At 61.8% G+C, this 19,826-nt stretch carries 18 protein-coding genes and 1 pseudogene; 14 read left to right on the top strand and 5 right to left on the bottom strand.

The features are described from left to right. Nucleotides 1-51 precede the first annotated feature (51 nt). From NY023_RS05250 to gltS, 5 genes are all read left to right on the top strand, one after another. On the top strand, nucleotides 52-1,062 hold the full coding sequence (locus NY023_RS05250) for an ornithine carbamoyltransferase (protein ID WP_013971112.1): 1,011 nt from the start codon (nucleotides 52-54) through the stop codon (nucleotides 1,060-1,062). 181 nt (nucleotides 1,063-1,243) lie between these two features. Then, a complete protein-coding gene (gene arcC, locus NY023_RS05245) occupies nucleotides 1,244-2,173 on the top strand; it encodes a carbamate kinase (protein WP_003257953.1) in 930 nt (309 codons plus the stop codon). A 55-nt stretch (nucleotides 2,174-2,228) separates the two neighbouring features. Continuing rightward, nucleotides 2,229-2,597 (top strand): DUF5064 family protein, encoded by a 369-nt coding sequence (locus NY023_RS05240; RefSeq protein ID WP_013971111.1) that lies wholly within the window; start codon nucleotides 2,229-2,231, stop codon nucleotides 2,595-2,597. Nucleotides 2,598-2,680: 83 nt separating this feature from the next. After that, nucleotides 2,681-4,189 carry a sigma-54-dependent transcriptional regulator gene (locus NY023_RS05235; RefSeq protein ID WP_013971110.1) on the top strand — a complete coding sequence of 503 codons (1,509 nt, stop codon included), beginning with the start codon at nucleotides 2,681-2,683 and terminating at the stop codon, nucleotides 4,187-4,189. Nucleotides 4,190-4,403: 214 nt separating this feature from the next. After that, nucleotides 4,404-5,600 carry a sodium/glutamate symporter gene (gene gltS / locus NY023_RS05230; protein ID WP_044046903.1) on the top strand — a complete coding sequence of 399 codons (1,197 nt, stop codon included), beginning with the start codon at nucleotides 4,404-4,406 and terminating at the stop codon, nucleotides 5,598-5,600. A 16-nt stretch (nucleotides 5,601-5,616) separates the two neighbouring features. Here the strand turns inward: gltS and NY023_RS05225 are convergent, their stop codons facing one another. Continuing rightward, the gene (locus tag NY023_RS05225) at nucleotides 5,617-6,519 is read right to left on the bottom strand and encodes a LysR family transcriptional regulator (protein ID WP_013971108.1); all 903 of its coding nucleotides are present in this window, start codon (nucleotides 6,517-6,519) and stop codon (nucleotides 5,617-5,619) included. Nucleotides 6,520-6,637: 118 nt separating this feature from the next. Here NY023_RS05225 and NY023_RS05220 point away from each other — a divergent pair. From NY023_RS05220 to NY023_RS05180, 9 genes and pseudogenes are all read left to right on the top strand, one after another. Beyond that, nucleotides 6,638-7,040, top strand: a pseudogene (locus NY023_RS05220) (ester cyclase). 3 nt (nucleotides 7,041-7,043) lie between these two features. After that, complete coding sequence (locus NY023_RS05215; protein WP_013971106.1) at nucleotides 7,044-8,087, top strand: SDR family oxidoreductase; 1,044 nt, start codon at nucleotides 7,044-7,046, stop codon at nucleotides 8,085-8,087. Between the two features lie 7 nt (nucleotides 8,088-8,094). Continuing rightward, nucleotides 8,095-8,685 carry a histidine phosphatase family protein gene (locus NY023_RS05210; RefSeq protein WP_047933964.1) on the top strand — a complete coding sequence of 197 codons (591 nt, stop codon included), beginning with the start codon at nucleotides 8,095-8,097 and terminating at the stop codon, nucleotides 8,683-8,685. A 250-nt stretch (nucleotides 8,686-8,935) separates the two neighbouring features. Continuing rightward, nucleotides 8,936-9,319 carry a glycine cleavage system protein GcvH gene (gene gcvH / locus NY023_RS05205; RefSeq protein ID WP_003257943.1) on the top strand — a complete coding sequence of 128 codons (384 nt, stop codon included), beginning with the start codon at nucleotides 8,936-8,938 and terminating at the stop codon, nucleotides 9,317-9,319. An 11-nt stretch (nucleotides 9,320-9,330) separates the two neighbouring features. Further along, nucleotides 9,331-12,186, top strand: coding sequence for an aminomethyl-transferring glycine dehydrogenase (gene gcvP / locus NY023_RS05200; protein WP_013971104.1), 2,856 nt, complete (start codon nucleotides 9,331-9,333; stop codon nucleotides 12,184-12,186). 152 nt (nucleotides 12,187-12,338) lie between these two features. Continuing rightward, complete coding sequence (locus NY023_RS05195; protein ID WP_044046902.1) at nucleotides 12,339-13,715, top strand: L-serine ammonia-lyase; 1,377 nt, start codon at nucleotides 12,339-12,341, stop codon at nucleotides 13,713-13,715. A gap of 27 nt (nucleotides 13,716-13,742) precedes the next feature. Beyond that, on the top strand, nucleotides 13,743-14,864 hold the full coding sequence (gcvT, locus tag NY023_RS05190; RefSeq protein WP_013971102.1) for a glycine cleavage system aminomethyltransferase GcvT: 1,122 nt from the start codon (nucleotides 13,743-13,745) through the stop codon (nucleotides 14,862-14,864). A gap of 356 nt (nucleotides 14,865-15,220) precedes the next feature. Then, nucleotides 15,221-15,433, top strand: a complete 213-nt coding sequence (locus NY023_RS05185; RefSeq protein WP_003257941.1) for a cold-shock protein — start codon at nucleotides 15,221-15,223, stop codon at nucleotides 15,431-15,433. A gap of 91 nt (nucleotides 15,434-15,524) precedes the next feature. Further along, nucleotides 15,525-16,013 (top strand): RDD family protein, encoded by a 489-nt coding sequence (locus NY023_RS05180; protein ID WP_013971101.1) that lies wholly within the window; start codon nucleotides 15,525-15,527, stop codon nucleotides 16,011-16,013. Between the two features lie 108 nt (nucleotides 16,014-16,121). On the opposite strand, the gene NY023_RS05175 is transcribed toward NY023_RS05180, so the two are convergent. The 4 genes from NY023_RS05175 to NY023_RS05160 form a co-directional block, all read right to left on the bottom strand. Continuing rightward, complete coding sequence (locus NY023_RS05175; protein ID WP_013970314.1) at nucleotides 16,122-17,075, bottom strand: IS110 family transposase; 954 nt, start codon at nucleotides 17,073-17,075, stop codon at nucleotides 16,122-16,124. A 292-nt stretch (nucleotides 17,076-17,367) separates the two neighbouring features. Next, on the bottom strand, nucleotides 17,368-18,429 hold the full coding sequence (gene lptG / locus NY023_RS05170) for an LPS export ABC transporter permease LptG (RefSeq protein WP_013971100.1): 1,062 nt from the start codon (nucleotides 18,427-18,429) through the stop codon (nucleotides 17,368-17,370). After that, nucleotides 18,422-19,537: an LPS export ABC transporter permease LptF gene (gene lptF, locus NY023_RS05165; RefSeq protein WP_013971099.1), complete on the bottom strand. Its 1,116-nt coding sequence runs from the start codon at nucleotides 19,535-19,537 to the stop codon at nucleotides 18,422-18,424. The genes lptG and lptF overlap by 8 nt, the downstream gene beginning before the upstream one ends. Continuing rightward, entirely contained in the window at nucleotides 19,534-19,824 is a 291-nt protein-coding gene (locus NY023_RS05160) for a hypothetical protein (RefSeq protein ID WP_023661648.1), read from the bottom strand. The genes lptF and NY023_RS05160 overlap by 4 nt, the downstream gene beginning before the upstream one ends. Between the last annotated feature and the right edge of the window lie 2 nt (nucleotides 19,825-19,826).

The raw sequence follows: 19,826 nt of genomic DNA, 5'->3' as shown, positions 1-19,826 counted from the left end.
GCCCTCATAAAGCGGCGGCCGGTGCGTTCACCAAACTCAAGGAGAAAAGTCATGGCGTTCAATATTCACAACCGCAACCTGCTCAGCCTGGAACACCACACCACCCGTGAGCTGCGCTACCTGCTGGACCTGTCCCGCGACCTCAAGCGTGCCAAGTACACCGGCACCGAGCAGCAGCACCTGAAGGGCAACAACATCGCGCTGATCTTCGAAAAAACCTCTACCCGTACCCGCTGCGCCTTCGAAGTGGCCGCCTATGACCAGGGCGCCAATGTCACCTACATCGACCCGACCTCCTCGCAGATCGGCCACAAGGAAAGCATGAAGGATACTGCCCGCGTGCTCGGGCGCATGTACGACGCCATCGAGTACCGGGGCTTCAAGCAGGAAATCGTCGAAGAGCTGGCCAAGTTCGCCGGCGTTCCGGTGTTCAACGGCCTGACCGACGAATACCACCCAACCCAGATGATCGCCGACGTGCTGACCATGCGTGAGCACAGCGACAAGCCCCTGCACGACATCAGCTACGCCTACCTGGGCGACGCCCGCAACAACATGGGCAACTCGCTGCTGCTGATCGGCGCCAAGCTTGGCATGGACGTACGCATCGCCGCGCCCAAGGCGCTGTGGCCGCATGACGACCTGGTCGAACGTTGCCACAAGTACGCCGAGGAAAGCGGCGCACGCATCACCCTCACCGAAGACCCGGTTGCCGCGGTCAAGGGTGTGGACTTCGTGCACACCGACGTGTGGGTATCGATGGGTGAGCCGATCGAAGCCTGGGGTGAGCGCATCAAGCTGCTCAAGCCGTATCAGGTGAATGCACAGCTGATGAAGTCCACCGGCAACCCGCGGACCAAGTTCATGCACTGCCTGCCGGCGTTCCACAACTCCGAAACCAAGGTAGGCAAGCAGATCGCCGAACAGTACCCGGACCTGGCCAACGGTATCGAAGTGACCGACGACGTCTTCGAGTCGCCGGCCTGCATCGCCTTCGAGCAGGCGGAAAACCGCATGCACACGATCAAGGCGATCCTGGTGTCGACACTGGCTGACCTGTAAAGGCTGACTCGGCAAGCCGGGCAACCCGAACCCCGTGTGGGAGCGGGTTTACCCGCGAATGCGTCAGTAGCACCAGCCGCGTTGCATGGGCTGACGCTTTCGCGGGTAAACCCGCTCCCACAAGGGGCGGCGATACCGGACGAGAGCAGCGCTCCCTTCTTTTCGTTAAAGGACATTCCCCATGCGTATCGTTGTTGCATTGGGCGGCAACGCCCTGCTGCGTCGCGGCGAGCCCATGACCGCTGATAACCAGCGGGCCAATATTCGCACCGCCACCGAACAGATCGCCAAGATCCACCCAGGCAACGAGCTTGTCATAGCCCACGGCAACGGCCCGCAAGTTGGCCTGCTATCGCTGCAGGGCCTGTCCTACAAGCCCGACGAGGCCTACCCGCTGGACGTGCTGGGGGCCGAGACCGAGGGCATGATCGGCTACATGATCGAACAGGAACTGGGCAACTTGCTGGCCTTCGAAGTGCCGTTCGCCACCCTGCTGACCCAGGTCGAAGTGGACGCCAACGACCCCGCCTTCAAGGACCCGACCAAGTTCATCGGCCCGGTCTATGGCAAGGAAGAGGCCGAGCGCCTGGCCAAGGAAAAGGGTTGGGTGGTCAAGGCCGACGGCGACAAGTACCGCCGAGTGGTGGCCAGCCCGAAACCCAAACGCATCTTCGAGATCCGCCCGATCAAGTGGCTGCTGGAAAAGAGCAGCATCGTGATTTGCGCCGGCGGCGGCGGCATCCCCACCATGTACGATGAGAACCGCAAGCTCAAGGGCATCGAGGCGGTGATCGACAAGGACCTGTGCTCGGCCCTGCTGGCAGAGCAGCTGGACGCCGACCTACTGATCATTGCCACCGACGTCGATGCGGCCTATGTTGACTGGGGCAAGCCCACACAAAAGGCCATTGCCCAGGCCCACCCCGACGAACTCGAACGCCTTGGCTTCGCCGCTGGCTCCATGGGGCCGAAGGTGCAGGCCGCCTGCGACTTTGCCCGCAACACCGGCAAAGTGGCAGTGATCAGTTCGCTGGAGAACATCGAAGACATCGTCAAAGGCACCGCCGGCACGCGCGTTTCCACCGCGAAGCCGGGGATCAGCTACCGTTGAATGCAGTAGGCGGGCGCCAGCGTCCGCCATTTTCGACCTTCCAAAGGAGCTTGCCATGGCCCAGTACCAACCCGGTCATGTACACATCGAGCGCACCGCGCTGAACCAGAATGACCACAGCTATGACCTGAACATCGAATACGAGGCAGTGTCGGACCCCAAGGAAGGTAGAGGCATCCAGTTCAAGATGCATGGCAGCATCGAAGGCAAGCCAGTGGAAGAAAAGTTCTTCCTGGCCAAGGATCAGGTATTGCCCAGCTTCCTCATGCAACTGAGCCGAAGGGCGCAGTCGTACCTGAAGCCACCGAAGAAATTCGAGAGCCTGAGCTCGCCGCACAAGCTTTATGACCATATGTTCGCGGACATTCGCGAAAAGCTGGATGTGAAATCGGGCGACCCGATCAAGCCTGAACATCTGGAGTGATTTCAAGAACCGGGGCCGCAAAGCGGCCCCGACAATGTTGAGGCATACTACCGCCCTCCCCCAGCCACAACCGCACCCTCCCCATGCGCATCCACGTCAGCTTCATCGACCGCGTCGGCATCACCCAGGAAGTCCTCGCCCTGCTCGGTGCCCGCAACCTCAACCTGGACGCCGTGGAGATGGTACCGCCGAACGTCTACATCGACGCCCCTACCCTCAGCCCCGCCGTACTCGAAGAACTGCACGACGCGCTGTTCGAGGTACATGGCGTGCAATCGGTGGACGTGGTCGACATCCTCCCTGGCCAACGCCGGCACCTGCAGCTCGATGCCCTGCTGGCGGCGATGAGCGACCCGGTGCTGGCCGTGGACAGTGCCGGCAAGGTGCTGCTGGCCAACCCGGCGCTGATCGAACTGTGCGGCCGCGAATCGGCCGGGCGCTCGGTGGGTGAGCTGTTCGGCGACCCGGCGCTGCTGCAGGCCCTGCTGGACAACAACTTCCACCTGCCCATGCGCGAGATGCAGCTCAACGGCCAGAGCCTGTTGCTGGACGCCATGCCGATCACCAACGCCGGTGGCCTGCTGACACTGTATCCGCCTACGCGCATGGGCGAACGCCTGTCGGCCCTGCACCACGACCATGCCGAAGGCTTCGATGCCTTGCTCGGCGAGTCACCGGCCATCCGCACCCTCAAGGCCCGCGCCCTGCGCGTGGCGGCGCTCGATGCACCGCTGCTGGTGCATGGCGAAACCGGCACCGGCAAAGAACTGGTAGCCCGCGCCTGCCACGCCATCAGCAGCCGCCATGCGGCGCCATTCCTGGCCCTGAACTGTGCCGCGCTGCCCGAGAGCCTGGCCGAAAGCGAACTGTTCGGCTACGCCCCCGGGGCCTTCACCGGTGCGCAACGGGGCGGCAAGCCCGGGTTGATGGAGCTGGCCAACCAGGGCACGGTGTTCCTCGATGAAATCGGCGAGATGTCGCCATACCTGCAGGCCAAGCTGCTGCGCTTTCTCAGCGATGGCAGCTTCCGCCGGGTGGGTGGTGACCGCGAAGTGAAGGTGGATGTACGCATCATCAGCGCCACCCACCGTGACCTGGAGCGCATGGTCGCCGAAGGCAGCTTCCGCGAAGACCTGTTCTACCGCCTGAACGTGCTCAATTTGCAAGTGCCACCGCTGCGCGACCGCGGCCAGGACATCCTGATGCTGGCGCATTTCTTCATGCAGCAGGCCTGCACGCAGATCCAGCGCCCACCCTGCAGGCTGACCCCGGCTACCCATTCGGCACTGCTGGCCAACCCTTGGCCGGGCAATGTGCGCCAGTTGCAGAACGTGATATTCCGCGCCGCAGCCATCTGCGAGGGCAACCTGGTGGATATTGGTGACCTGGACATCGCCGGCACCTCGGTGGCCCGTGGTCAGGACGGCGAAGTGGCCAGCCTGGAACAGGCCGTGGGCGATTTCGAGCGCGAGCTGCTGCAACGTCTGTACGCCAGCTACCCATCGACGCGGCAACTGGCCGGGCGCTTGCAAACTTCACATACCGCCATTGCGCAGCGCCTGCGCAAATATGGAATACCGGGCAAAGCCTGATACCTGTGGAAGCTGGCTTGCCTGCGATGGGCCGCAAAGCGGCCCCTGATAGTTATTGTAATAACACGGTTGTTATTCAGGCTTTTCCTACGCCAGTGAAAGACACTCTCCCACGTATGCCTCGTAGAATGGTGACAGTGTATTCCCACCTGTCACCCCACTTTCCGCCCCATAGCGGGAAGTGGTCCGCTACTGGATATAACGAGAGCACCTGATGTTTGAACTCGATTTTTACGGGACGCTTGTAGCCGCCTCTTTGGTACTGTTATTGGGGCGCGGCCTGGTCGCGCGTATTGGTTTCCTGCGCACTTACAATATTCCGGAACCTGTCGCTGGCGGCCTGGTAGTGGCCTTGGCGTTCCTGGGGTTGCGCAGTTTCGATATCCACGTGCAATTCGATACTTCACTGCAAACTCCTCTGATGCTGGCATTCTTCGCCACCATCGGTTTGAGTGCAGACTTCGCCAGCCTGAAAAAAGGTGGCCGCGTGGTTACCGTGTTCCTGCTGGTGGTAACCGGTTTGCTGCTGGTCCAGAACGCCATGGGCATCGGCCTGGCAACGGCACTGGGGCTCGACCCGCTGATGGGCCTGCTGGCCGGCTCTATTACCTTGTCCGGCGGCCACGGTACAGGCGCCGCGTGGGGGGCCACTTTCACCGAAAAGTTCGGTCTGGCGTCGGCCTCCGAACTGGCAATGGCATCAGCTACCTTCGGCCTGGTACTGGGTGGCCTTATTGGTGGCCCGGTCGCCCGGTTGCTGATCAGACGGGTAACGACACCTGGTATCGAAGAACCAGCACCACAACTGCCCAAGGGTTTCGAACAACCAGACAAAGAGCGCCTGATTACACCGTTTTCATTTATCGAAACACTGGCGCTGATCGCTGTCAGTTTGCTCGCAGGCTCGTTACTTAACGGTATGCTGAAAGGCACTGCGTTTGAACTGCCAACGTTCGTTTGCGTGTTGTTTGTGGGCGTGGTGTTGCGAAACGGCCTTTCGGCGCTCGGCTTTTATCAAGTATTCGAACGGGAAGTCTCGGTATTGGGCAATGTGAGTTTGTCGTTATTCCTGGCCATTGCCTTGATGTCGCTCAAGTTGTGGGACCTTTCAGCGCTGGCATTACCATTCTTTGCATTGCTCGCCGCACAGACATTGGTCATGGCACTGTTCGCGATATTCGTCACGTTCCGGGTCATGGGCCGCAACTATGATGCAGCGGTACTGGCTGCCGGGCACTGTGGTTTCGGCCTGGGTGCAACGCCAACGGCAATCGCCAACATGCAAGCGGTGACCCAGCGCTACGGAGCCTCGCGCATTGCCTTCCTGGTGGTGCCGATGGTGGGGGCATTCTTCATCGACATCATCAATGTCATCGTCATCAAGCTGTATCTGGCGTTGCCGTTCTTTTGAGCCAGACGCTGAACGCTCAGCCGGTATGTTGCTGCGCCAGGTCCTGCCCAGAATCCGTAGACAGGGCCTGGTGCAGCATTTCCTCCAGGATCGAGAAAAAGCACTTTATGTGAGGCTGCTTCAATGCCTGTGGCCGGGTCACCATGTAGACCTCCAAATCTGGAAGGGGAAGGTCGACGAACAACTCGATCAAATCCTTGGCCAGAATCCGGGGCAGTACCGCCACCCCCATGCCTCGTCTCACCGATTCGAGCTGTGCGCTGAACGAGGTCACGCGGATCGGCGCACGTTCCAGCCCCCCCGCCTTTGCCGCACGTACTTGCGGCAACACGTCCAGCGGCGGAAGCAGGCCGATATTGACCGCCGTCGCAGGGGTAACCCCCGGAAAACGGTGCAGGTAACCAGCAGCGGCGAACACACCATAGCCAAGCCGGCCTATCGGCCGATAAATCAGTGAGGGCTCACCCAGATGGGCCGTGCGCACGGCAATGTCCGCCACACCCCGGACGATCTTGTGGAAGTCGGCGGTCACGGTCAACTCCACCGAGCAACCCGGGTGTAGTCCGGTGAAGCGGTTGGCCGCCTCCAGTACGCAAGTCGAAAAGCCTTCCCCTGCGCTCACCTGCACAGTGCCAGAGAGTTCGCAAGGCAGCTCGGCTGCGCCAGCAGGCGTCTGGCGCCGTAGCCCAGCTTCTGCTGCCTGGGCCACTTCGACCAGCGATTGACCGCGCGAGGTCAGCCTGCATCCCTCTACGCCCCGCTCGACGAGCGGCTCGCCCAATGCAGCCTCAAGCTGGGTCAGGCGACGCGAAACGGTCGATGGTGCAATACCCAGCAACTCGCCAGCGCGAAGAAAGCTGCCACGCCGCGATACGGCCAATAGCAGCCGAATATCGTCCCAGTTTTCCTGCAATGCCATATGTGCTGGCCTCTCCCTGGTCTGCAAATTCGCAAACCCACTATGCAGTAGGCGCTGTTTTTCGACAGCAAGCGCGGGAGTATACCTTGGGCCCCTCTGAACAAATGGAATGGATTGCATGATGACGAGCCCCAAGGACTATGCCCAACGCGCCGCCAATGCCTTTAACCAGCGTGATGTGCAAGGGCTGCTGGCACTGGTCGACGAAGACTTCGTTTACCTCCGGGCGCGAAGCCATGCGCGCGCGGGAGATGGCGCTGTTCAGCGCACTCCCTGATGCCCAGGTGGCCCTGACCCCATTCATGGTCTCGGACGATCGGCTGGCAATGACCGCCGTCCTGACCGGCACCTTCACTGCCCCGCTGCTGCTGCCAGCAGGCGTGATCGTTCCGGCCCATGGGCGTCGGATTTGCGTGCACTATGCGGCGCACTTCACCTTCAGAAATGGCCTGGCCATCCGTGAAGCGGTGTTTTTCGACAGTGCCATGTTGAAGCCATCTGCCGAACAGAGCGAGGGTTGAGCCATGCGCAATGTGTTCGTTACCGGAGCAACCGGCTTGCTGGGCAACAACCTGGTCCGTGAACTGGTCGCTCATGGCTACGCGGTCAAAGGGCTGGTGCGGTCAAGAGCAAAGGGGGAACAGCAGTTCGGTGATGTGCCCGAAGTGGAGCTGGTCGAAGGCGACATGGCCGATGTCGACGCCTTCGCGGCATCGCTGCGCGGCTGCGACACGGTGTTCCATACTGCGGCGTTCTTTCGTGACAACTACAAAGGCGGCAGCCATTGGCAAGCACTCGAGCAGATCAATGTGACAGGTACCCGCCGCCTGCTGGAACAGGCCTACCTGGCCGGCATCCGGCGGTTTATCCATACCTCGTCCATTGCAGTGCTCGACGGGGCACCAGGCACGTCGATCGATGAGACATGCCTGCGGGCCGAAGCAGATGCAGATGACTACTACCGCAGCAAGATCCTCGCCGACCGCGTCGTGACTGAGTTTCTCGATGCCTGCCCCGACATGCACGCCTGCATGGTGCTCCCCGGCTGGATGTGGGGCCCTGGCGACATCGGCCCTACGTCGTCCGGGCAACTGGTCAACGATGTCGTGCACGGCAAACTGCCTGGCTTGATCCCGGGCAGTTTCTCGGTGGTCGATGCCCGCGATGTGGCTTTGGCGCACATTGCAGCAGCCACGCAAGGACGAAGTGGCGAACGCTACCTGGCCGCCGGGCGGCATATGACCATGGCTGAACTGGTACCAATAGTGGGCCATCTGGCAGGCGTACGAACGCCAGCACGGCATTTACCGTTGCCGTTGTTGTTCTGCCTGGCCGCAGTGCAGGAAATGTATGCGCGGCTTACCGGCAAGCCCATCCTGCTAAGCTTGGCCACACTGCGCCTGCTGGTACGGGAAAAGGATCGTACGCGTTTCAACCACAGCAAAAGTGAACACGCGCTTGGCCTGAGCTTTCGGGCGCTGGAGCTGACAATCGCCGATACCGTGGCGTGGTATCGTGATCACGGCTGGTTTGAACAACAGGGCGCGCCCACCAGGACAAGGAAGTAGTTACACCATGACCGCGGAAATAATCTTGATGCGCCACGGCCAGCCAGCACTGGTTACAAGCAACAAAGTGTCAGCGCTGGATATGAAGGACTGGATCGAAGGCTACAACCGCGCCGAAATTACCGACCAGCCCGTCCCGGCCGCCAGCCTGCAGCTCGCCGCAACGGCGAGGGTGATTGTCTCGAGCACAGCGCCACGTGCATTGAGCTCGCTGCAGGCGCTCGGTCTTGAGCCCAGCCACGTCGATGCGCTTTTTTGTGAAGCGCACCTGCCGTATGGCCAATGGAAGTTGCCTCGACTTTCACCGTTTACCTGGGCATTCATCCTTCGCCTCCTGTGGTTGTGTGGTTACTCGCGCAATGTCGAAACGGTCAGCGGTGCCAGGCTTCGCGCCAGCATGGCAGCACAACGGCTGTTATCACTTGCAAGCGAAGGGCCGGTACTGCTGCTAGGTCACGGTTTCATGAACCGGATGATTGCCAAGGAGCTCATTGCAAAGGGCTGGACTCGCCAACACCAGAACGGCAGCCGTTATTGGAGCGCGGATGTTTTTAGCCGCAAAGACTGGCACCCCGCAGGCAACGCCGTATCGATTTAAATACACCGTATTCAAATCGATACACACCCATTCAGATACGGCAGTGCAAGGGTTTGATCCCCAAACCCTTTTTCATCCCCCTCCCGCTGTAGCGTTTTCATTCCACAAGTATGACAAACTGAATACGTAAAATAATTAACATATTGATTTATAACGTTTTTTAACGATTGGCCGCATTTTTGCTAAGGGAATCCCAACCCCAAGAGCGCGGAGCCACCGCGCCTAACGCCCTGCTTCCCGAGGATTCCCCATGAGCGAGTTGCGTTTCACTGAAGATCACGAATGGCTGCGCGTCGAAGCCGATGGCAGCGTTACCGTGGGCATCACCGCCTACGCCCAGAATGCCCTTGGCGATGTGGTTTTCGTGCAACTGCCAGAGTTGCAGCAGTATGAGAAAGGCAGCGAAGCGTCCACCGTCGAGTCGGTCAAGGCCGCCAGCGGTGTGTACATGCCCCTGACCGGCGAAGTGGTCCAGATCAACGACCAACTCGAAGACAGCCCGGAACTGGTCAACGAAGACCCGATGGGCGAAGGCTGGTTCTTCCGCTTCATTCCCGCCGATGCCAGCGCCGTGGCCGCCCTGCTCGACCAGGACGCCTACGACCGCCTGATCAAAGCCAACGACGACGCCTGAGGAACCCCGCCATGACTATCAACCTCGGCACCGCCAACGAATTCATCGCCCGCCACATCGGCCCGCGCGCCGCTGACGAGCAAGCCATGCTGGCCGCCCTCGGCTTCGACTCGCTGGAAGCCATGACCGCCGCCGTCATTCCCGACAGCATCAAAGGCACCAGCGTGCTCGGCTCGCACGACGGCCAAAGCGAAGCCGACGCCCTTGCCGCGCTCAAGGCCATCGCCGGCAAAAACCAGCTGTTCAAGAGCTACATCGGCCAGGGCTACTACAACACCCACACTCCGGCGCCGATCCTGCGCAACCTGCTGGAAAACCCGGCCTGGTACACCGCCTATACCCCGTACCAGCCAGAAATTTCCCAGGGCCGCCTGGAAGCGCTGCTGAACTTCCAGACCCTGATCAGCGACCTGACCGGCCTGCCGATCGCCAACGCCTCCCTGCTCGACGAAGCCACCGCTGCAGCCGAGGCCATGACCTTCTGCAAGCGCCTGTCGAAGAACAAGGCCAGCCACGCCTTCTTCGCCTCCGTGCACTGCCACCCGCAAACCCTCGACGTGCTGCGAACCCGTGCCGAGCCGCTGGGTATCGAGATCGTGGTCGGCGACGAACGCGAGCTGGGCGATGTCAGCGCCTTCTTCGGCGCCCTGCTGCAATATCCGGCCAGCAACGGTGAAGTGTTCGACTACCGCGAAGTGGTCGAGCGCTTCCACGCCGCCAACGCCCTGGTCGCCGTGGCCGCCGACCTGCTGGCCCTGACCCTGCTGACCCCGCCGGGCGAGTTCGGCGCCGACGTGGCCATCGGCAGCGCCCAGCGCTTCGGTGTGCCGCTGGGCTTTGGTGGCCCGCACGCGGCCTACTTCTCCACCCGTGACGCATTCAAGCGCGACATGCCAGGCCGCCTGGTCGGCGTGTCGATCGACCGCTTCGGCAAGACCGCCCTGCGCCTGGCCATGCAGACCCGCGAACAGCACATCCGCCGCGAAAAGGCCACCAGCAACATCTGCACCGCCCAGGTGCTGCTGGCCAACATCGCCAGCATGTTCGCCGTGTACCACGGCCCGGCCGGCCTCAAGCGCATCGCCGAACGTACCCATGCCCTGACCGCGATCCTGGCCGCCGGCCTGAAGACGCTGGGCGTGCAGGTAGTGGGCGCCAGCGCCTTCGACACCCTGACCCTGGCCACCGGCAGCGCCACTGCCAGCCTGCATGACAAGGCCCGCGCCCAGGGCATCAACCTGCGCCAGATCGACGCTGCCCACGTGGGCCTGTCGCTGGACGAAACCACTAGCCAGGCCGATGTCGAGAGCCTGTGGCAACTGATCGGTGGCGACCAGACCCAGCCGGACTTCAACGCGCTGGCCGCCAGCACCGGCTCGCTGCTGCCTGCCGCCCTGCTGCGCCAGTCGGCCATCCTCTCGCACCCGGTATTCAACCGCTACCACAGCGAAACCGAGCTGATGCGCTACCTGCGCCGCCTTGCCGACAAGGACCTGGCGCTGGATCGCAGCATGATCCCGCTGGGCTCGTGCACCATGAAGCTGAACGCCGCCAGCGAAATGATCCCGGTCACCTGGGCCGAGTTCGGCAACCTGCACCCGTTCGCCCCGGCCGAGCAGAGCCAGGGCTACCTGCAGATGACCACCGAGCTGGAAGCCATGCTCTGCGCCGCCACCGGCTACGACGCCGTGTCGCTGCAGCCCAACGCCGGTTCCCAGGGCGAGTACGCAGGCCTGCTGGCCATCCGCGCCTACCACCGTAGCCGTGGCGAAGGCCACCGCGACATCTGCCTGATCCCGTCGTCGGCCCACGGCACCAACCCGGCAACCGCGCACATGGCCGGCATGCGCGTGGTGGTCACCGCCTGTGATGCCCGCGGCAACGTCGATGTCGAGGACCTGCGCGCCAAGGCCATCGAGCACCGCGAGCGCCTGGCCGCGATCATGATCACCTACCCGTCGACCCACGGCGTATTCGAGGAAGCGATCGGCGAAATCTGCGCGATCATCCACGACAACGGTGGCCAGGTGTACATCGACGGCGCCAACATGAACGCCATGGTCGGCCTGTGCGCCCCGGGCAAGTTCGGCGGCGACGTTTCCCACCTGAACCTGCACAAGACCTTCTGCATCCCGCACGGCGGTGGCGGCCCGGGCGTCGGCCCGATCGGTGTCAAGTCGCACCTGGCGCCGTTCCTGCCCGGCCACGCGCAGCTGGAAAACTCCGAGGGCGCGGTTTGTGCCGCGCCGTTCGGCAGCGCCAGCATCCTGCCGATCACCTGGATGTATATCCGCATGATGGGCGGTGCCGGTCTCAAGCGTGCCTCGCAGATGGCAATCCTCAACGCCAACTACATCGCCCGTCGCCTGGAAGAGCACTATCCTGTTCTGTATACCGGCGGCAATGGCCTGGTGGCCCACGAGTGCATCCTCGACCTGCGCCCGCTGAAGGACACCAGCGGCATCAGCGTCGACGACGTGGCCAAGCGCCTGATCGACTTCGGCTTCCACGCCCCGACCATGTCCTTCCCGGTGGCGGGCACGCTGATGATCGAACCGACCGAAAGCGAGTCCAAGGAAGAACTGGACCGCTTCTGCGACGCGATGATCCAGATCCGCGAAGAAATTCGCGCGGTCGAGAACGGTAGCCTGGACAAGGACGACAACCCGCTGAAGAACGCCCCGCACACTGCGGCCGAGCTGGTTGGCGAATGGGCCCATGGCTACAGCCGCGAGCAGGCGGTGTACCCGCTGCCAAGCCTGGTGGAAGGCAAGTACTGGCCGCCGGTCGGTCGGGTCGACAACGTGTTCGGCGACCGCAACCTGGTGTGCGCCTGCCCGTCGATCGAGAGCTATCAGGACGCCTGATAGCCCTCGGGCCCGCCACCTGACTCAAGGTGTGGTCCGCTGTGGGAGCGGGCGTGCCCGCGAATGCGATGTTGGCTTCAACCACGCATTCGCGGGCACGCCCGCTCCCACAGAGTTCACCGTTTGCCCAATATCCTGGCTGGAGGTCCACCATGTCTTTGAGCGTCTTCGACCTGTTCAAGATCGGCATCGGCCCCTCCAGCTCGCACACGGTCGGCCCGATGCGCGCCGCCGCGCGCTTCGCCGAAGGGCTGCGCCGTGATGGCCTGCTTGCCGGCACGGTCAGCGTCAAGGCCGAGCTGTACGGCTCGCTCGGCGCCACCGGCAAGGGCCACGGCAGCGACAAGGCCGTGCTGCTGGGCCTTGAAGGCGAACACCCCGATGTCATCGACACCGACACCATCCCTGCCCGCCTGCAGGCCATCCGCGACAGCGGTCGGCTGAACCTGCTCGGCGAGCACAGCATCGCGTTCATCGAAAAGCAGCACCTGGCGATGATCCGCAAGCCGCTGGACTACCACCCCAACGGCATGATCTTCCGCGCCTTCGACGAGGCCGGCCTGCAAATCCGCAGCCGCGAGTATTACTCGGTGGGCGGCGGTTTCGTGGTCGACCAGGACGCTGCCGGCCACGACCGCATCGTCGAGGACAGCACACCGCTGACCTACCCGTTCAAGACCGCCAAGGAGCTGCTCGGCCATTGCACCGGGCAAAACCTGTCGATCAGCCAGGTAATGCTGGCCAACGAGGCGGCTTGGCGCCCCGAAGCGGAAACCCGTGCCAGGCTGCTGCGCATCTGGCAGGTGATGCAGGACTGCGTCGAAGCCGGTTGCCAGCATGAAGGCATCCTGCCGGGCGGGCTGAAGGTCAAGCGCCGGGCGCCGGCGTTGTACCGCCAACTGAGCCGCAACCCGGAAGCCAGCTTGCGCGATGCCCTGTCGGTGCTCGACTGGGTCAACCTCTATGCACTGGCAGTGAACGAGGAAAACGCCTACGGCGGGCGCGTGGTCACCGCGCCGACCAACGGCGCGGCGGGCATTGTCCCGGCGGTGCTGCACTACTACATGCGCTTCGTACCGGGAGCCAACGAGGACGGGGTGGTGCGGTTTCTGCTCACCGCCGCGGCAATCGGCATCCTGTACAAGGAAAACGCCTCCATCTCCGGTGCCGAAGTAGGCTGCCAGGGCGAGGTCGGCGTGGCCTGTTCGATGGCCGCCGGGGCGCTGTGCGAGGTGATGGGTGGCAGCGTGCAACAGGTGGAAAACGCTGCCGAAATCGGCATGGAACACAACCTGGGCCTGACCTGCGACCCGATTGGCGGGCTGGTCCAGGTGCCTTGCATCGAGCGCAACGCCATGGGCTCGGTGAAGGCGATCAACGCGGTGCGCATGGCCTTGCGCGGCGACGGGCAGCACTACGTGTCGCTCGACAAGGTCATCCGCACCATGCGCCAGACCGGCGCCGACATGAAAAGCAAATACAAAGAGACCGCCCGTGGCGGCCTGGCCGTCAACATCATCGAATGTTGACCCGACAACAACAGCAAGGAGTCACCGATGTCCGAAACACTGCTCAAGACCCCACTGCACGCCCTGCACCTGGAACTGGGTGCGCGCATGGTGCCGTTCGCCGGCTATGACATGCCGGTGCAGTACCCGTTGGGCGTGCTCAAGGAACACCTGCACACGCGCGAGCAGGCCGGCCTGTTCGATGTCTCGCACATGGGCCAGATCACCCTGCGCGGCACCGATGCCGCCAAGGCCCTGGAAAGCCTGGTGCCGGTGGATATCATCGACCTGCCGGTGGGCATGCAGCGCTATGCCATGTTCACCAATGAGCAAGGCGGCATCCTCGACGACCTGATGGTTGCCAACCTGGGCGACGACACGCTGTTCCTTGTGGTCAACGCCGCCTGCAAGGATCAGGACCTGGCCCACCTGCAAGCGCACATCGGCAGCCGTTGCGAGGTACAGCCACTGTTCGAGCAGCGCGCCCTGCTGGCCTTGCAAGGCCCGTCGGCAGTCAAGGTGCTGGAACGCCTGGCCCCGGAAGTGGCCGGCATGACCTTCATGCAGTTCCGCCCGGTGAAACTGCTGGGTGAAGACTGCTTCGTCAGCCGCTCAGGCTACACCGGCGAAGATGGCTACGAAATTTCGGTACCGGTGCATGCCGCCGAAGCCCTGGCCCGCCGCCTGCTGGCAGAGCCCGAAGTACAACCGATCGGCCTGGGTGCGCGTGACTCGCTGCGCCTGGAAGCCGGCCTGTGCCTGTATGGCCACGACATGAATACCGAAACCACGCCGGTGGAAGCCAGCCTGCTGTGGGCCATTTCCAAGGTTCGCCGTGCCGATGGCGCGCGTGCCGCCGGCTTCCCGGGTGCCGAGGCCATCTTCGCCCATCAGCGCGAGGGCGTCTCGCGCAAACGTGTGGGCCTGTTGCCGCAGGAACGTACGCCAGTACGCGAAGGCGCGGATATTGTCGATGCAAACGATAAACCTGTAGGCAAAGTGTGCAGCGGCGGCTTTGGCCCGACACTCGGTGCACCTGTAGCAATGGGTTATATCGATAGTGAACATACCGCTATCGACACCCCACTGTTTGCCGTGGTGCGTGGCAAGAAGGTTGCCTTGAAAGTCAGCAAAATGCCTTTCGTGGCACAACGTTACTACCGGGGCTGAAGCCGCTTTGTGAAGGTTGCGGGCAGGTTCGACATATTCGTTTTCGAACCTGTCCAATAACTTTTGAACATGGCGCCAGGCCAGGCGCCATGCCGTTTCCGACAAATCGGTCGGTTATCGGCAAACGGCCGATTTTCCATACGACCAAGGGCTTGTTTTTCGCTCGGGAGTTGGCGTAGAGTCACTGCACTGTGTTTGCATGGGTCGCAACAGTTCGTGACCTGGGCCAGTAGCCGCAATCTGCTACAACCCGTTCGACGTCTCTTACTTTCCTGCAACCCAGCCCAGTAATCTTTTGCTTCCTTTATTGCAAAAGAAACTGTCATCAAAATTCAAGCTTCATAGGAAATAAGACAATGGCTGAGCGTCAGAACGGTACCGTCAAGTGGTTCAATGACGAAAAAGGTTACGGCTTCATCACCCCAGAGAGCGGTCCGGATCTGTTCGTGCACTTCCGCGCTATCGAAGGTAACGGCTTCAAGAGCCTGAAAGAAGGCCAGAAGGTCACCTTCGAAGCAGTCCAGGGCCAGAAAGGCATGCAGGCTGACAAAGTTCAGGTCGCCGGCTAAGCCGAACCAGACTTCGAGAAAAGCCCCTGCCATGTGCAGGGGCTTTTTTTTGCCCGTAGAATAGCGGCTTCGTCTTCTGGAGCCGTTTTGCATGTCCAAGCCTCAGCTCACACCTCAGGGTGATTTTCCGCCGGTCGGCCTGGGCCGGCGCCTGGCGGCGATGTTCTACGACTTCCTGTTGTGCACGGCGCTGCTGATCGTGACCGCCGGCGCCTACAAGATGATCCAGATGGCGATCATCGGCGAAGCCCGCATGCGTGAATTGACCGAGGCTGGCGCACTGGACGGCGACCCTCTGCTGTCGACGGTGCTGCTGTTCGTCCTGTTCGGTTTCTTTGCCAAGTTCTGGACCCATGGCGGGCAGACCCTGGGCATGCAGGTGTGGGGCGTGCGGGTGCAGAACGCCGATGGCACGGCCATCAGCCTGTGGCAGGCGCTGCTGCGCTTCGTGGTGTCGATTGCCTCGTGGCTGTGCCTGGGGCTGGGTTTTTTCTGGGCGTTGATCGACAAGCGCCAGAGGGGCTGGCATGACATCTATTCGGAAAGCCAGCTGGTGCGGGTGCCGAAGCAGAAGAAATGAGCTGAGACCTGTATTGCCTGTGCTGACCTCTTCGCGGGTAAACCCGCTCCCACAGGTGCAGCACAGGCATCACGACCGGTGCGATTCCTGTGGGAGATTCTATGGTTTTCAGCAAGCCAGTTTCGCGCCTTTAGTGACGTATTCGTCCTGATTTTTCATCAGGGCGAATGCCACCCGCGCGAGCTTTCTTGCCAGGATTACCAACGCTTGGGTTGTTGCTTTACCACTGCTCCGATGCTGTTCGTAAAGCCCTTTCCAGGCTGCCGATCTGCTGGCCGCCATCGCAGCGTTGTGCAATAAGCGACGAATTTCTGAACAACCTCGCTTGGTGAGGCGACGTCGCCCATTCTTCTGTCCGGAATCACTGACTCGTAAATCCATTCCTAGGAATGCAATGTACGAGTCACTGCTTTTGAACTCGCCCCTTGTAAAAGCCATCACCAATGCTGCGGCGGTGAGAAAACCAATGCCCTCTACTGCCTGGCAGCGAGCGACTTGTTCCTGCAGCCCAGCGTCTCGCAGTACTTCTTTAATCTTCTTTTGAATCAACTGATCCAGCCGATCTATCGACTTCACAAAAGTTTCGAAGGCGGCTTTCAAAAGGCTTTCGTTAGCCCAGCTCTGAGTCATTGCAGTACGAGCAGTCACCAAGGCGGCTCTGCGTCGCAAGAGGCTCTGAAGCTTGCCGTAGACAGCGGGAGGCGGGCTCCAAGGGCGAAGGTCCTCGCCTTCATTTTTTAAAAAACGGGACAGCAACCGAGCATCGGAGGGGTCGGTTTTAACCCGTCCCCCAACACTCTTCCGGTAGTTGCTCAATTGAAAACCATCGATGACATAGACCTCGAAGCCTAGGCTGTGGGCCAATTCAACCAGGTCCAAGTGATAGACGTTGGTCGCCTCAACAGCGATAGCGGTGTTGAGGGGTTGTTGCTTGAGCCACCTTCTGATCTCGAGTTTGGAGTTTTTGAGCCTGATGATCTCGTCGCGATCATCGTGGTGGATAACCAGCTCAGCTTTCGCGACATCCGCACCCACGATCAACTTACCTACCTGCATTGCCATGGGCCGCTCCTCACGTTATGGTTTTTCGGCTTGAAGGGGTTTCACCAAGAGGCGCTGGCTTGTTTCTATCGTCGCTTGCAAACGATGCATTCTTTATCGGCGCTTTGGTGGAAGGGGTGGGGCGATGTCTCCCACGGTCTGTACTGCTGTGAACAGTCAGAATCGGGCATTTAGTCCCACCACCCCTTCAAGTCTAACCATACAAGCGGGTTTACCCGCGAAGGGGCCCGCACAGGTGAACACCCATGAAAAAGCCGACCCCGAGGTCGGCTTTTTTGTACAGCTCAGGCCATCAACCTGCCCGGCGCAACAACCACACACCGGCCAGCGCACAGATGCCTGCCGGGATCACCACCGCCAGCAGCGGCGGGAAGCCGAACACCTGGCTCGAAGGCCCCAGCAGGTCCTGGGCGATGCGGAACACGAAGCCCACCAGTACACCGGTGAACACGCGCTGGCCAAGGGTTACCGAACGCAGCGGGCCGAAGATGAAGGAAATGGCCATCAGCACCAGCGCCGCGGTCACCATCGGCTGCAATACCTTGGTCCAGAACGCCAGCCAGTAACGGGCATTGTTCAGGCCCTGGTCGGACAGGTAGTGGATGTAGCCCCACAGCCCAGTGATGGACAGCGACTCCGGCGCCAGGATCACGGTATTGAGCAGTTGTGGGGTGAGCGAAACGTCCCAGCGCTCCTGCGGCGCGGTCACCACTTCAGTGTGGTCGCCACGGAAGAAGGTGGTGCGCACGTCGCTGAGCATCCAGTGGTCGTCCTGGTACTGTGCACGGCGGGCGAAGCTGGAGGTGACGATCTTGCGCTCGCTGTCGAAGCGGTAACGGGTCACACCCAGCAGCAGGCCGTTAGGCTGCACGGCGTTGATGTGCACGTACTCCTCGCCCTGGCGGTGCCACATGCCGCGCTTGGAGCTTTGCGCCTCACCACCGCCCTGGGCCAGGGAACGGTCGGCCTGGGCCTTGTTCTCGGTCACCGGCGCCACGTACTCGCCAATCAGCAGGCCGACCAGCATCAGTACCAGCATCGGCTTCATCACCGCCCAGACGATGCGCCCGATGGAAACCCCGGCAGCACGCATGATGGTCAGTTCGCTGCTGCTGGCCAGGCTGCCCAGGCCAATCAGGCAGCCGATCAAGGCGGCCATCGGCAGCATTTCGTACAGGCGCCGTGGTGCGGTCAGCAGGACGAAGTTGCCCGCCTCCATCACCGTGTAGGTGTCACTCAGGTCGTTCATCTCGTCGATGAAGGCAAACAGCGAAGCCAGGCCGAGGATGATCCCCAACACGGCGAGAATGGCCAGCAGAACGCTCTGGCCGATGTAGCGGTCGAGCTTACCCATGGGCCACCTCCGCACGACGGGCAGCGCGCTTGAGGCGCAGCGGCTCCCAGTACATCAGGCCCAGACCGATCAGCAGGAACAGGCCGTGGACCCACCACATGCCCAGGGCGATCGGCAGTTTGCCCTTCTCTAGGGCGCCACGTACGGAAATCAGCATTGTCAGGTAAGCCATGTACAGAAGAATTGCCGGCAGCAGCTTGAGGAAGCGACCCTGGCGCGGGTTGACCCGGGACAGCGGCACCGCCAGCATGGTGACGATGAACACCAGGATCGGCAGCGACAGCCGCCATTGCAGCTCAGCGCGCTCACGCAGGTCCTTCTTGCCGATCAGCTCGGAAGTGGGGATGGCTTCGCGATCGGTCACTTCCTCGGCGACTTCCGGCTTGGGCAGCAGCACGCCGTAGGTGTCGTACTTGATAGCACGGTAATCGGCCTGGCCCGGGTTGCCGTCGTAACGGTAACCGTTTTCCAGCACCAGGTAGCGGTTGCCGTCGGCCTGGATTTCCTGATGGCCTTTTTCGGCAACCAGCACCGACGGGGCGCGGTCCTTCGTCTTGTCCTGGTTGAAGCGCTTCTCGGAAATGAACACCCCGGCCAGGTTGATGCGGTCATCCGACAGTTCTTCGGTGTAGGTCACCCGAGAGCCGTCGCGCAGGGTCTGGAAGCGGCCCGGCACCAGGGTGTCGAACTCTGTCAGGGCATCCTGCTGGCTGATGATCTGCTGCACCTGGGCAACACCAAGCGGCGCCAGGCTCAGGCTCAGCCAGGCCACCAGCAGGGCGACCACGGCGGCCGGCGCCATGGTCAAGCCCAGCAGGCGCTGCTGGCTCATACCGGTGGCCGACAGCACGGTCATCTCGCTTTCCAGGTACAGGCGCCCGTACGCCAGGAGAATGCCGAGGAACAGCCCCAAAGGCAGGATAAGCTGCAGGAAGCCCGGCAGACGGAAGCCCATGATCAGGAACAGTACGCTCGGGTCGAGCACACCCTGGGCAGCCTGGGCCAGGTACTTGATGAAGCGCCCGCTCATGATGATCACCAGCAGCACGGCGCTGACGGCGCTCAAGGTCACCAGGACCTCGCGGGACAGATAACGAAAGACGATCAAACCAGACACTCCTGGGTTGTCAGGGCGGACTGCCAATCAATGGCGCCAAACAATGACTTAGTACAGCCAAGACCAATGCCGGTTCGCCAAAGGCGAACCTCCATGTAAAGTGCGCGCATTATCCTGTGATTGACCGCCCCTGTCACTTCGCCGCGCATGAAGGCGCATAACGGGGTTGTCAGCACGCTTGCCGCAGGCTCAAACTGGCAGCTTTTCCGCTGGCGCGCGACGACGCGGCCAGGCCCGTCCAGAGCGCTGGAATACACAGCGCCGACTGTATCGATCATTC

Source organism: Pseudomonas sp. NBB, assembly GCF_032701105.1.
Lineage (GTDB): Bacteria > Pseudomonadota > Gammaproteobacteria > Pseudomonadales > Pseudomonadaceae > Aquipseudomonas > Aquipseudomonas asiatica.
The sequence above is the reverse complement of the archived record's forward strand: the minus strand, read 5'-3'. Positions and strand labels throughout refer to the sequence as shown.

Bases quoted from the DNA above. Each gene is read 5' to 3' on its own strand.
- NY023_RS05250 (WP_013971112.1), top strand. From the start codon at position 52: ATGGCGTTCAATATTCACAACCGCAACCTGCTCAGCCTGGAACACCAC.
- arcC (WP_003257953.1), top strand. From the start codon at position 1,244: ATGCGTATCGTTGTTGCATTGGGCGGCAACGCCCTGCTGCGTCGCGGC.
- NY023_RS05240 (WP_013971111.1), top strand. From the start codon at position 2,229: ATGGCCCAGTACCAACCCGGTCATGTACACATCGAGCGCACCGCGCTG.
- NY023_RS05235 (WP_013971110.1), top strand. From the start codon at position 2,681: ATGCGCATCCACGTCAGCTTCATCGACCGCGTCGGCATCACCCAGGAA.
- gltS (WP_044046903.1), top strand. From the start codon at position 4,404: ATGTTTGAACTCGATTTTTACGGGACGCTTGTAGCCGCCTCTTTGGTA.
- NY023_RS05225 (WP_013971108.1), bottom strand. From the start codon at position 6,519: ATGGCATTGCAGGAAAACTGGGACGATATTCGGCTGCTATTGGCCGTA.
- NY023_RS05215 (WP_013971106.1), top strand. From the start codon at position 7,044: ATGCGCAATGTGTTCGTTACCGGAGCAACCGGCTTGCTGGGCAACAAC.
- NY023_RS05210 (WP_047933964.1), top strand. From the start codon at position 8,095: ATGACCGCGGAAATAATCTTGATGCGCCACGGCCAGCCAGCACTGGTT.
- gcvH (WP_003257943.1), top strand. From the start codon at position 8,936: ATGAGCGAGTTGCGTTTCACTGAAGATCACGAATGGCTGCGCGTCGAA.
- gcvP (WP_013971104.1), top strand. From the start codon at position 9,331: ATGACTATCAACCTCGGCACCGCCAACGAATTCATCGCCCGCCACATC.
- NY023_RS05195 (WP_044046902.1), top strand. From the start codon at position 12,339: ATGTCTTTGAGCGTCTTCGACCTGTTCAAGATCGGCATCGGCCCCTCC.
- gcvT (WP_013971102.1), top strand. From the start codon at position 13,743: ATGTCCGAAACACTGCTCAAGACCCCACTGCACGCCCTGCACCTGGAA.
- NY023_RS05185 (WP_003257941.1), top strand. From the start codon at position 15,221: ATGGCTGAGCGTCAGAACGGTACCGTCAAGTGGTTCAATGACGAAAAA.
- NY023_RS05180 (WP_013971101.1), top strand. From the start codon at position 15,525: ATGTCCAAGCCTCAGCTCACACCTCAGGGTGATTTTCCGCCGGTCGGC.
- NY023_RS05175 (WP_013970314.1), bottom strand. From the start codon at position 17,075: ATGGCAATGCAGGTAGGTAAGTTGATCGTGGGTGCGGATGTCGCGAAA.
- lptG (WP_013971100.1), bottom strand. From the start codon at position 18,429: ATGGGTAAGCTCGACCGCTACATCGGCCAGAGCGTTCTGCTGGCCATT.
- NY023_RS05160 (WP_023661648.1), bottom strand. From the start codon at position 19,824: ATGATCGATACAGTCGGCGCTGTGTATTCCAGCGCTCTGGACGGGCCT.